General features: G+C 40.8%; 9 protein-coding genes. 4 read left to right on the plus strand and 5 right to left on the minus strand.

All coding sequences use genetic code 11. The features are described 5' to 3' along the window. Positions 1 to 156: 156 nt before the first annotated feature. Complete coding sequence (locus MR041_RS05365; RefSeq protein WP_242092574.1) at positions 157 to 3117, plus strand: SusC/RagA family TonB-linked outer membrane protein; 2961 nt, start codon at positions 157 to 159, stop codon at positions 3115 to 3117. A gap of 10 nt (positions 3118 to 3127) precedes the next feature. Further along, entirely contained in the window at positions 3128 to 4447 is a 1320-nt protein-coding gene (locus tag MR041_RS05370; protein ID WP_242092575.1) for a RagB/SusD family nutrient uptake outer membrane protein, read from the plus strand. A 111-nt stretch (positions 4448 to 4558) separates the two neighbouring features. Here the strand turns inward: MR041_RS05370 and MR041_RS05375 are convergent, their stop codons facing one another. The 5 genes from MR041_RS05375 to MR041_RS05395 are packed head-to-tail and all read right to left on the minus strand — an operon-like array spanning position 4559 to position 11643. Next, positions 4559 to 8062, minus strand: coding sequence for an efflux RND transporter permease subunit (locus tag MR041_RS05375; protein ID WP_242092576.1), 3504 nt, complete (start codon positions 8060 to 8062; stop codon positions 4559 to 4561). 20 nt (positions 8063 to 8082) lie between these two features. Further along, positions 8083 to 8466 (minus strand): four helix bundle protein, encoded by a 384-nt coding sequence (locus MR041_RS05380; protein WP_242092577.1) that lies wholly within the window; start codon positions 8464 to 8466, stop codon positions 8083 to 8085. A gap of 39 nt (positions 8467 to 8505) precedes the next feature. Then, a complete protein-coding gene (locus MR041_RS05385) occupies positions 8506 to 9675 on the minus strand; it encodes an efflux RND transporter periplasmic adaptor subunit (RefSeq protein WP_242092578.1) in 1170 nt (389 codons plus the stop codon). Between the two features lie 13 nt (positions 9676 to 9688). Then, a complete protein-coding gene (locus MR041_RS05390) occupies positions 9689 to 11026 on the minus strand; it encodes a TolC family protein (RefSeq protein WP_242092579.1) in 1338 nt (445 codons plus the stop codon). A gap of 14 nt (positions 11027 to 11040) precedes the next feature. Continuing rightward, positions 11041 to 11643: a TetR/AcrR family transcriptional regulator gene (locus tag MR041_RS05395; RefSeq protein ID WP_242092580.1), complete on the minus strand. Its 603-nt coding sequence runs from the start codon at positions 11641 to 11643 to the stop codon at positions 11041 to 11043. A gap of 124 nt (positions 11644 to 11767) precedes the next feature. Between MR041_RS05395 and MR041_RS05400 the strand changes: the two genes are divergently transcribed. Together MR041_RS05400 and MR041_RS05405 are read left to right on the plus strand one after the other, a co-directional pair. Beyond that, on the plus strand, positions 11768 to 12742 hold the full coding sequence (locus MR041_RS05400; protein ID WP_242092581.1) for a polyprenyl synthetase family protein: 975 nt from the start codon (positions 11768 to 11770) through the stop codon (positions 12740 to 12742). Beyond that, positions 12742 to 13098: a hypothetical protein gene (locus tag MR041_RS05405; RefSeq protein ID WP_242092582.1), complete on the plus strand. Its 357-nt coding sequence runs from the start codon at positions 12742 to 12744 to the stop codon at positions 13096 to 13098. Before MR041_RS05400 ends, MR041_RS05405 begins: the two co-directional genes overlap by 1 nt. The last annotated feature ends 280 nt before the right edge of the window (positions 13099 to 13378 follow it).

Raw genomic sequence — 13378 nt, forward strand, 5'->3', positions numbered from 1 at the left:
TATTTATGTTTTAGGGATTTATATTTACATTTTGCTTTCAAATATTCGTATAAAGTGACATCAAAAACTGTTAAATAGTTAAAATTTGAAACGAAAAAGCAATGAATTGATATTTTTTTATGATATTTAGCCAGACTAATTCAAAAAAAATTCATTATGAGTAAACTACTACATTTTAAAATGTACGTTCTTGCTTTGTTGTTTTTTCCGGTAATGGCCTTTGCTCAAGGTAACATTTCCGGTACGGTAACAGATGGAACGTCTAATCTTCCTTTACCTGGGGCAAACGTCATCATTAAAGGAACGGCAACGGGGACGACCTCCGATTTTGATGGAAAATTCAGTTTGAATGTCGACAGCTTCCCTGTCACCTTAGTTTTTTCATCTTTAGGCTATGAAACTTTAGAATACACGGCAAACCAGGCGGGGGATATCAATATAACCATGTCGGAATCTTTAACTGCACTCGAAGAAGTGGTGATTACGGGATTGGCAGGATCAACCAAACGATCTAATCTCGCGAATACGGTGGCCTCTATTTCACCTGAGGAATTGGCCGGTGTAACCATGCAATCCGGTTTTGACAGTGCTCTGACAGGAAAATTTACCGGTGCTGAGATCAAGGCGAATTCAGGTGCTCCCGGTGGGGGTATCTCAATGAAGTTGCGTGGTGTGACCTCCATTTTCGGAGATCAACAACCCTTATTCATTGTAGACGGGGTTTATGTTGATAATTCCTCAATCTCTTTGGGAAATAATATAGTGAGTGCAGCGGCAGGTGGTGGAAATCCTTCAAACACCCAGGACGATGCATCAAACAGGATCGCGGATATCGATCCGGAAGACATTGAAAGTGTCGACATTTTAAAAGGCGCCTCTGCCGCGGCGATCTATGGATCGCGAGCTGCCGGTGGGGTGGTCATTATAAAAACCAAACGAGGTAAAATGGGTAAACCTAAAATTAACTTTTCTCAAACGGTTGGTTTGAGAAGCCCAACCCAGCTTCTGGGCTTAAGGGATTGGGATGCTAATGAAATCTCAGCTTTTGGAGGCGATCCGAACGCCCCTTTAAGGGATTATGAAGCGGAATTGTTTGACCATACCAGAGTGTCTTCCACGACGCGATTCTCGACCTCCGGGGCTACGGATAATACCGATTACTTCTTTGGGACCACCTATAAGAACGAACCCGGTCTGGTAGACAACACCGGCTATGAAAAAATGTCGGTTCGTTTGAATGTCGGACAGAAATTTACGGATTGGTTAGACCTCTATGTGACTTCGAACTATATCAATTCGACATCAGACAGAGGATTCTTCAATAATGGTAATGCCAACAGAACCATTGGTTATGCTTTGGCCTTTACCTACCCATGGGAGGATCTATCACCTGTAGATGGTGCCTATCCGGCCGGTGGTGCAGGGTCTAATGTTTTAGAAACGGTGGCCATTACCACCAACAGAGAGAAAGTGAATCGCTTTATTGGTAGTGCCACTTCTAATATTCAGCTGTTAACAACAGATTCACAAAGCCTTAAATTGGTTCTTGAAGGCGGATTCGATCAATATACCTTGAGAACAACGAGTATATTCCCAAAGGAACTGACCTATTTTAGATCAGCGACATCCTTGGGAGGTGTGGCCATATCTGGTACTACCATAAATACCAATTACAACCTCTCGGCATTTTTAGTGCACAATTACAATCTGGATAATGGACTTTCGTTCACGACCCAAGTGGGATCCTTTTTACAGGATTTTAACCGAAACACGGTCATTACCATTGCTACCGGGCTTAATGGTTCGCAAACCAATTTGGGGCAGTCCACAAATGTAGCTACACAGCAAACGATTCGTCCACAGCGCGATAAAGGGTTTTTTGTTCAGGAAGAGATCAATTTCGAGGATAAGATCATCGGAACCTTCGGGATAAGAGGTGATAAGTCAACCAACAATGGCGATGCCAATAAAATGTATTATTACCCTAAAGCAAACTTAGCGATCAATCTGCACAATTTTGACTTTTGGGATGTTGATTTCTTAAGCTATTTAAAGCCGAGAATTGCCTATGGTGAAGCCGGTAGATTCTCTAATTTCAATGATCGGTTCTCCTTAATGAATGCTGAATTTATTGATGGTACCTCTGGTTTAAGTCCGGCTAACTTGAGAGGTAATCCCGATGTGGGTCCTGAACGTCAGAAAGAATTGGAATATGGATTGGATTTCGGACTGCTGGACAGACGTTTGAATTTTGAAGTTACCATTTACAACAAAAAAATAGATGATCTGTTAATTCAGGCCGATGTACCTACTTCCAGTGGATTTACGGCTAAAGTAGTAAACGCCGGTGCACTTGAAAACAAAGGCGTGGAAATTGGATTCAATGGATCTATTATTGATAAGGATGATTTTACCTGGGACACAGGAATTAAGTGGTGGAAGAACAAATCGGAAATGACCAGACTGGATGTGCCAAGTTTTACAGAAGGAGGCTTTGCCGCTTCACTGGGTACGTTTTTGATTCAGGAAGGGAAGAGTGCTACTCAAATTGTGGGAACCTATGATGCCACGGCATACACTGCAGAAGAAATAGCCGCAAGAGATCCTGAAGGTGATGGCTTCTTTGTTTATGGTAATGCCGAACCCGATTTTCAAATGTCCTGGTCCAATCAATTCAGTTACAAGAATTTCGATTTATCATTTTTATGGCACTGGAAGAAAGGCGGAGATAACATTAACCTCACGACCTTACTTTACGACCTTGCCGGAACTACCTGGGATTATGATGATACAGGACTGGATCCGTCGGGAGCACTGGCGAATGGGCCTTACAGAGCAGGTCAGGCCTTTGTAAATCCTGATCCGGTTATTGAAGATGCGGGATATTTAAGGCTTAGGGAAATCGGTCTGTATTATACCTTACCTGAAGGCCTGATAAAACATACTAAAAGAGTACGTGTCGGTATATCGGGTAGAAACCTGATTAACATATTCGACTACAACAGCTATGATCCGGAGGCATCAAACTTTGGAAATAATGTGTTGGCTAACAACGTTGAGGTGACACCTTATCCGGCTTCGAAGTTTGTTAATTTCCATATAAATGTTAACTTTTAATGCAATGATTATGAAAAATATATATATAAAGTTAGTCCTCTTTAGCACAATTGTTATTTTATCCGGTTGTGAATTGGATCCCATAGAAAACCCTAATGCACCAACGGTTGACAGTTTTGCTGAGGGTGCGACCCAGGCCGATATCCAGCTTTTGGCAGTAGGTCTGGAGGCAGTAATGCGGAATGATTTGGAATTTCATTACGACACCGTCTCCATTCTCGGACGCGAATATTACGACCTTACCGGAATAGACCCTCGCCTTACGGGTGAACTTTTGAAAGGACCGCTAGACAATAATGGATTCCTAACCACCCGATCGTATGCTGCCTGGTATAAAATTGTTAAATCGGCGAATATCTTAATAGAAGCTGTTGAGAATTCGGCTGCCGGTTTTACAGATCAGGTGAAGAACAGTTACTATGGTTATGCCAAAACGCTTAAAGCCTATGCTTTATTGATGGTTGCCAACAGAAATTACACGAATGGTATTCGTTTGGATGTCACTGACCCCGATAATCCTGGCCCTAATGTTGGTTACACTGAGGCCCTGGCAGGTGTTATGAGTTTATTGAATGAAGCTGCTTCACATCTTTCCAACAGCGGAAGTGCTTTCGATTTTGCATTGAGTGCCGGATTTGACGGATTTGACACCCCTGCTACATTTGCGCAATTCAATAAGGCCCTTGCTGCCCGAACAGCACTGTACCAGGAAGATAAATCGACCGCACTTACAGCGCTTAACGGTTCATTTTTTAATATGACTGGGAATTTATGGACCGGTCCGGCCCATGTATTTGGACTTACTGGTAATGATATCTTGAATGCCCAATTTCATTTATTGGTTGGCAGTGGAAGTGCCGATGCCTTTATGGCGCATCCGAGTTGGATTGCCGATGCTGAAACCGGTGACACCAGGGTGACAAGTAAATCACAACTTTTTGAGCCCGGTACGCGAACCTTTGATGGTCTATCGGCTGATTACCAAATTGCATTATATAAGACAAATACGGATCCCGTGTACTTGATACGAAATGAGGAGCTTATCTTGATTTATGCCGAGGCTCAGATAGGATCTGATAACAATGCTGCTGTGTCGGCCCTGAATACGATAAGAAATGCAGCAGGACTTGTGGATTATTCGGGTGCTACTGATGATGCTTCCCTTATGAATGAAGTGTTACACCAAAGACGGTATTCGCTTTTTGCAGAGGGTCATCGTTGGATCGACCTGCGACGCATGGGCATGTTAAACAGTACAACTATTCCTTTAGACAGGTCCGGAGACAATGTTATTGATGCTTTCCCGGTTCCGTTTACTGAACAGCTATAAACAAGTTATAGTGTTATAAAAAAAGAGGTCATCAGTATGATGACCTCTTTCTTTTTTTACAAACTCTAAAAGCGTTCCGGTTGATGGAATGCGAATCACACTTTTTAATTGCTATGCCTCAACCCGTATGGGCTTGGAGTATCGGGCAACGCGTTTACTGTACAACCACATTTTGAACTTCGTAGCCAGATAAAAGAGAATGGGTACAACAATAAGCGTGAGGAATGTGGCAATGAGCAATCCATAGATAACGGTTTTGGCCAGGGGACCCCAAAAGATCACATTGTCTCCTCCGGTGTAGATATTCGGATCCAAATCGCTGAACAAGGTGAAAAAGTTGATGTTTAATCCGGTGGCCAGTGGAATGAGTCCTAATATGGTAGTTATTGCTGTTAACAACACAGGTCGCAAACGGGCCATCCCTCCTTTGATAATCGCCTCCAGAAGATCCGGGGTCTCCAGATATTGCTCGTCTTCCAGATCCAATGCTACTTTTTTCCTGTCAATAAGCAATTGGGTATAATCCAGGAGGACCACCCCATTATTAACCACAATTCCGGCTAAGGAGATAATACCCATCATGGTCATCATGATGACAAACGAACTTCCTGTTAATAAGATCCCACCAAATACGCCTATAAAACTTAAAAATATGGCCAGCATGATGATGGCGGGTTTTGAAACCGAGTTGAACTGGAAGATCAGAATGAAGAAAATCAGACCCAGTCCGGCAAGAAATGCACCATTGAGGAAGTTCTGCTGTTTTTCCTGCTCTTCAATCTGTCCGGTGTAATCCGTTTTTATATTCTCGGGCATTTCAGAGAGGCCTTTCATTTCATTCTGAATCTGGGTCACTATAGCCCTGGCATCTATAAATCCGGGAGCTAAGGCCGAATATAGGGTAACCACACGTCTCGTATCACGATGTTTAATGGCACTAAAACCGGAAGCATTGCTATGGTCTGCCACAGTCGACACAGGGATTTCTTTAATTTGTCCGGAGGCCATATCCCTGAATGTTATTTTTTGATTGAATACCGCACTGGTATTGTAGCGATTCTCCTCGTTAAAGCGGACGTAAATATCATAATCCTCGCCGTCTTTCTTGTAAATACCGGCCTTGGCACCAAAAATGGCATTGCGCAATTGCTGGCCAACCTGACCGGAGGTAATCCCCAGTTCGCCTGCCTTTTCGGTGTCGACAATAACCTGCATGGAGGGTTTCGCTTTATTGACGTCAATTTTCAATTCATCGATACCCTGGATATTCTTGGAATTGATAAAATTCCGCATGTTCTCTGCGGTAACAATTAATTGTGAGTAATCATCACCTTCGAGTTCTATGTTGATCGGATATCCTGCCGGTGGCCCAACCGGATCTTTTTCTACTGAAATACTAACTCCCGGATAGATCCCATGTAAGGAGGCCTGTACTTTTTTTAGCAATTCGTTGCTGTCTGCTCCTTTTCTATACTTATACTCCCGCATCGTCGCAGTAATTTTGGCTCTATGAGGCATTTCGGCAGCAGAACCGCCATCTGTTTGAGGGTTTCCGGCACCTTCACCCACTTGTGAAACTGCACTTTCCGTAAGGAAATTGTAACCGTCCTGTACATAGGCCGGATCATTGATGATGGCATACACCCGCTGCTCAATGTCCTTGGTTATGGCATTGGTCTTCTTAATATCAGTGCCTTCAGGGTATTCAATATACACGATAATCTGGTTAGGGGTGTTATCCGGAAAGAATTCCACCTTGGTATTACCGGTACCCATCGATATACCGAAGGAAATAAATGTAATAATCAATAAGACCACCGTACCAAGGGCAATAATAACTGGCTTTCTGCCATGCAATGCACTACGCAGGGTTTTCTCATAGATGCGTTCACATTTGGGTAATATCTTATTCTGGAATGCATTGGCCCATTTTCTCAGGAACAGACGGTAAATCCAAAGCAGTACAACGGTAACCATCATTAAGGTTCCAAGACCTCTGTAAGCCCCGCCTACCACATAAATTAAAAGTCCGATAACACCAAAAATGATCGAAATTCGTATAATCTGTTTTAACGGCATGTTTTTGTCTTCCGTTGTCATGAATTGCGATACCATTACCGAATTGAAGAAGATGGCAACAAATAATGACGATCCTAAAACTACAGACAGGGTGACGGGGAAATAGATCATAAATTGCCCCATCAAACCCGGCCATAGGCCTAAAGGAATAAATGCTGCAACCGTAGTTACCGTGGATATAATGATGGGAAAAGCAATCTCGCCAATACCTTTTTTTGCTGCCTGTATACGTGGCATGCCCTCAGACATCAGGCGGTATACATTTTCAACGACAACAATACCGTTGTCGACCAGCATACCCAGTCCCATAATGAGTCCGAAAAGAATCATGGTATTCATGGTGTAGTCCAATGTATTGAGGATCATGAGCGACATGAACATGGACATTGGGATGGCAAAACCAACGAATAAGGCATTTTTAAAGCCTAAGAAGAACATGAGTACTGTTACAACCAGTATAATACCGAAAATAATGTTGTTTACCAGGTCATCAACCTGTCCAATAGTTTTCGAAGACTGGTCGTTTGAAATGGTCACCTTTAAATCCGGTGGAAACCTGTTTTCTTTTGCTTGGTTAACGATGATCTCGATTTGCTCTGCCGCAGCCACCATATTTTTTCCGGATCGTTTTTTTACATCCAACATAACGACTGGTTCCCCGAATTCCCTTGCATAGGTCGTTTTGTCTTCATCCTTGAAGGTGACTTCTGCGACATCCCTGAGATAGATGGCATTACCATTTTCTGCTTTCACCACAAAGTTATTGAGTTCCTGAGGGTCCTCAATTTCACCCAATACCCTGATGGTTCTGCGCTGTCCGCTCGATATCAGATTTCCGGCAGACATGGTCATGTTTTCCCTGCTTATCGTATTGATAATATCATCGAAGCTCACCTGTGCCGCCATCATCTTGTAAATGTCTACGGCTACTTCAACTTCCTTTTCCTGGGCACCGCGGATGTCCACCTGTTTTATTTCCTGAAGCCCTTCAATTTCATCCTCCAAATACTCCCCGTACTCCTTTAGTTTATCGACAGGATAATTACCCGAAATATTGATGTTTAGAATAGGGATTTCCTCAGACATGCTTAAATCGAATACGTTGGGTTCGACTTTCGCTCCGTTAAAAGTGGGCCAATCTTCCCCGGAGGTTTCAGAATCGACCTCATCCTTAACTTTTTGTTTGGCCGCTTCAACGCTAATGTCCTCATCGAACTCAACAACAATAATGGAATAATCTTCCTGCGAGGTGGAGGTGATTTCAACCACATTGCTAACCGTTTTAAGCCTATCCTCTATAGGATCTGTAATTAACTTTTCAATATCTTCCGCAGTGTTCCCGGGGAATACAGAACTGATATAAATTTTGGTCTCTTTAATTTCAGGAAAGCTCTCGCGAGGCATACTAAAGTAGGCACTTGCTCCAAGGAATAGAATTAAGGTCATTAACACGTACATGGTGGTCTTATTGTTAATGGCCCACGATGATAACCTAAACTCCTTGTCTACTTTTTTCTTTTTTAAATCTTTGGTCATGTGTCTTTAGTTTGTAGTCCTTAGACATTAGTGTTTTTATCGTTAGATTTTAAATATTTTTGAAGTCCGGACACCATTTTAGATAGTTCTTCGAGTCGTACTCTGTTTTTGTAATCAACCTCACTGCTTAGATAATTCAAGCGTTTAGCTATTGTTGAACAGACCACACATTCTTTAATTGAACCATTTGCCATATTTATAAACCTATTAAATTGAGCATTTGTATCACCGGATCCTTCGGCAATGTTTAAGGCTATGGATACTGAAGCTTTCTTAAATTGAGAGCTTAAGGCATAATCTTCGCTTTTCGGAAAACATTTCGTGTCTTCGTAAACTGTATCGATAAAATCCAGTGCGTTCTGATATACTTTAAGGTCTTCAAAGTTGAATTTTATGTTTCTCATGAATTTATTCCGTTTATTTTAAAGTCTACGGTCTACCAACTATAGACTGGCGAGAATTTTGACTTGTTGTCCATCTTTTACACTTCGGGCACCTTCATCGACTATTTCAATATCGCTTTTTAAACCTGAAGTAACTTCTATATAATCTCCTTGTGTTCTTCCCGTTTTAATAATCTCCCGCTTGGCCACGGCCAGCTCTCCGGATTTTTCCGTAATGGTATATACAAATTGTTCGCCTTCTGCATTCTCAGAGATGATACTTTGCGGAATAAGTATGGCGTTCTCGTTGATGTAATCGTTTATTTTAAGCTTGGCCATCAAATTCGGTTTAATGCTGCCATCGTTGTTGTCGACTCCCACCTCAACTTTAAACGTGCGATTGGCTGGATTTATAAAATTTCCGGCTTGACGTACTTTGGTTTTAACCTCTTTATTGAGCACCGGGAAATTTACAATCACCTCTTTACCTTTAGTAACACTGGTTATAAACCGTTCCGGCACGTCTGTTTCGATATACATGTTTTTTAAGCTGACAATTCTGAACAGAGGGGATTGCCCGGGACCAACCACACTTCCTTTTTCTGTAATAACATCATCAATAGTTCCTGAAAAAGGAGCTCTTACAGTCGTTTTAGCCACCTGATCTTTGAGTTGATCTACAGATCTGTTCATCGCTTCATAGGAGGATTTGGTTTGCAAGTACTGTATCTCACTGCCTATGTTTTCCTTCCATAAGCGCTCTTGACGTTCGAAAGTTGTTTTTGCCAAATCCCTTTGAATTTCAAGTTGAGCCAATTGCTGACTTAACCCGCCGTCGTCGATCTTAGCCAATAATTGTCCTTTCGTCACGTCCTGCCCTTCCTTAACAAAAACATCGATTAAGGTCCCCGAAAATTCAGGATAAATAACCAGGTTCTCTTTGGTGTCTACGCTGCCCTGCAATTCGATAAAATGATTGAATACCGTTTCACTGGTTTTAAAAGTGGTAATTAAAGGGACCTTTTCCTGTGGATCCAATTCCTTTATTTTAGTTTCCAGCTGCTTTAATTGTGCTGAAATTTCCTGCCTGGCGGCGTCGAGCTCGGCTTTCTTTTTACGGATCAATTCAATATTATCGGAAGCAATGATGTCTTCGACACTTTTTTTCTTATCGCCACCGCAGGATGTTAGAAGAGCAGTTGCAAAAAGGAGGCTGTATATATATTTCATGGCATTTGTTTTTTTAATTGTTTATTGAATTAGATATGGTTTCTAAAGCTGCCTTATTGTTAATCACATCGAGCATGGCTTGTAAGTATTCCTGTTGTGCTGTGTATAACTGGATTTGTGCTTGCCTGAGTTCGAAGCTGGAAGCGATACCCTCAAAAAACTTAGTCTGATTTTTATGCTCAATGCGCTCAGCCAGGTTTAAATTCTGTTTTTTGTTTTCGTAATCTTCAATTGCAAATTGGTAATCACTTCTTGCCGTTGCTATCTGAAGGTTTAAACGCTGCTCGGTTTCCGTCAAATCATCCTTCGACTTTTCGAGATTAATTTGTGCGCGTTGTGTCGAAGCACTTCGCATTCCTGAACTTAAAATGGGAATCTTAATGCTCAGACCAAATACGGCAAATCCATAATACTTTTGGTTGGTATCTAAAAAATCGAAGTTATCACTAAAGGAAACATAACCCCCATTGAGATAGGTGTTAACCGTAGGAAGCGACTTGCTTTTTTCCAGCTTTACTAATAATTCTTTTGAGGTTTTGTCATTGGCCGCAATTTGGTAATCAATGGTGTTTTCAACCAAAAACGGACTGTTTAAAAAATTGAGATCGATTTGCTGTGCGGTCAACGATTCCAAGTTATCAGTTAAAACAAGCGGGTTATCAATAGGCAGACCTAAATTCATGTTCAGCATTTGGTAGGCTACTTTTTTTAACCTCTTGGTATTGTTAAGGGAGCTTTCTACACTGGAAAGCGTTATTTTTAACTGTTCGACACTTTCCTCTTCTTCAAATCCACTCTCATAAATTTTAGTGAGTTCATTGAGGTTCTGTTCCAGAGCGGCCCTGTTTTTCTCTAAGATTGCTGTGCTCTCTTCTGCAAGTAATACGTTCCCATAAGCATTAATAACTGCTTTTCTGACCTCTAAATCGGTTTTGATTTTTGCATTTTTTGAGATTTCTAAAAAGACCTTTGCGGATTGCAGACCAACTAAATAAGAGCCATCAAATATAAGTTGGGACAAGGTGGCCGAAGCATTAATGTTTTGTTTGAGACCAAAAGCAACTGCGGTGTATTCGCCTTCCGGTCCACCAAATGCACTGGCAGGAAAGACCTGTACCTGTTGTTTTATGAAATCCTGATAGTCTACCGAGGCATTTACCTGAGGCAACCCGGTGGCTATGGTCTCCCACTTTTGTTTATACGCGGCATCAATATCTCGAGCTGCATTTTTAGCAGCCCTATTGTTCTCTATGGCAAAATCTATGGCTTCCTGTAAACTGAAGTTGAGTTCTTGACTGTAGGATATTGTGGTTAGGAGTAACCCAAAAAAGATGGTCAATCGATTTTTCATTTTTCTTGTTTAAGTTAAGACTGATCGTTAATAAATTGATTCAAGGTATCGCGTCCCCTTGATGTGCAGATACCCCTTAAATGATATTCAATAAAGTATTCCATTATCTCGTTCATTGAAAAATATTGGAGGGGAAACAAGTCTTTGTCCTTGATGGCTATCATGGAGTTAAAGTAAATTCTCGATATAAACTCGACATTGAGATTGGGTCGGTATATGCCCATGGCAATGCCGCGTTCTAAATTAGCTTTAACGCAACTCTGCATGACTTCAAACTGCTTTTGTTTTAGATTTGAAGATATGCTGGGATAATATTTTTGCAATTGATATTGCGGTGATGATTTTTCATCCTTAAGATGCGTCATCACAAACTGTTTTATCTCATAAATCTCTTCTATGGGATTTTTCCCGAGTGCACAGATGGCATCGATACCTTCTGAAATGATTTCAAAAACATGCATAACAGTGGCTTCCACTAATTTCGTTTTGTTATCGAAATGCTGATAAATGGTTTTTTTGGAAATACCCAGAGCATTCGCAATATCGTCCATAGTGACGCTCTTAAACCCGTAGTTTAAGAACATTTCTACCGCATGATGTACTATTTTTTCTCTCATAATGCGGCGCAAAACTACAATAGGAAACTTTAAAAACAAAAATAGTTTCCAAAGTTTTACAATTATTTAACATATATTTTACCTGCAGATTATTTCATTCCCTTTTTTAATTTATTTTTAACCCATGTTATCCATTAAAGAATACCATCAGGCGTTTATAACCCATTTAAATGGGTATGTGCATGATAAGGAGCCCAAAAACCTTTATGCTCCGATACAATACATCCTCAAATTGGGAGGAAAGAGACTCCGTCCGATACTCACCTTAATGACGACTGATATTTTCGATGGACACTACAAGGATGCTATGGATGCCGCCTTAAGCATTGAGGTATTTCATAATTTCTCATTGGTACATGATGATATCATGGATGCTGCTCCATTAAGACGAGGACAACCGACGGTTCATGAAAAATGGGATGTCAATACAGGAATCTTATCGGGCGATGCCATGCTGATTATGGCTTACAGATTATTTGAAAATTATGATTCCCAAATGTTTCGCGATTTGGCTCAGTTATTCAGTAAAACGGCTATTGAGGTTTGTGAAGGACAACAGTATGATATCGATTTTGAATCACGGACAAATGTGACCGTTTCAGAATATTTAAAAATGATTGAATATAAAACGGCCGTTTTGGTCGCGGCAGCTATGAAAATGGGTGCTATAGTCGCCAAAGCGAATCTTAAGGACCAGAACCATATTTACGAATTCGGCAAACATTTAGGTGTTGCATTTCAGCTACAGGATGATTATTTGGATACCTTTGGTGATCCAAAATCGTTTGGGAAACAGCTTGGGGGTGACATTATCGAAAATAAAAAAACCTATTTGTATCTAAAAGCAATGGAATTTTCTGATGACAAAGATAAAGTTGCATTACGACAATTGTTTACATCAAAACCGCAGGATGTGGAGGCGAAGATACGAGCGGCTAAGCAGTTTTTTGTATCGTCTGGTTCTGCCACGGCTACTGAAAAGGCGATTAGAACTTATACGGATTTGGCATTTTCGGCATTGGAGCTGATCGAAATAGCGGATCATAAAAAGCAAATATTGAGGGATTTTGGAATACAATTAATGAATAGAACCGTTTAATGGCTTTACCTGCAACAATGGATGCTTTACTTCGTGAAGCCGATCAATATAATTTATACGAAAAGTTGGTGGTCCAGCTCAATAAAGATTTTTTGCTGGCTAACATCGATTTGGGTTTTGATGAAAACATTCTTCCTCAGAGCTTAAAGTTATTACTTAAGGAGACTATTTACAGACTCATTCAGGAGAAATTCGCAGACTACCTCAACCTGCTTTACATCATCGATGTTCCGGAGAAACAGATCAGATCTTTGAGTGGAGAGGATATGGCTGAGCTATCTGAACAGGTGACGTTTTTAATATTGCGACGTGAATGGCAGAAGGTATGGTATCGAAACAAGTATCTGAATTCTTAGTAGAAGATAGAATCTGAATTCAATAGGCACGCAACTCCACTTGTAAAGAAGGCTTTGAGAATCGCTTCAAATACATCAGATCATAATGCCCTTTGGGCTCATAATCTTAGACGATTTTTAAACAATCCTTAAAAAATTACTTTTAAAATTACAGATAAATGTAGTGCTTGTTCAATGGTTTTTTAAAAATGAAAACCTAGGATTATATATGTGCCAAATCATCCGTGATATTTTTAAAAGTTGTATTTTTGGGAAATATTTTTACCAAGCTTTAGGTGAT

It is taken from the genome of Aestuariivivens sediminicola (genome assembly GCF_022662015.1).
Classification (GTDB): domain Bacteria; phylum Bacteroidota; class Bacteroidia; order Flavobacteriales; family Flavobacteriaceae; genus Aestuariivivens; species Aestuariivivens sediminicola.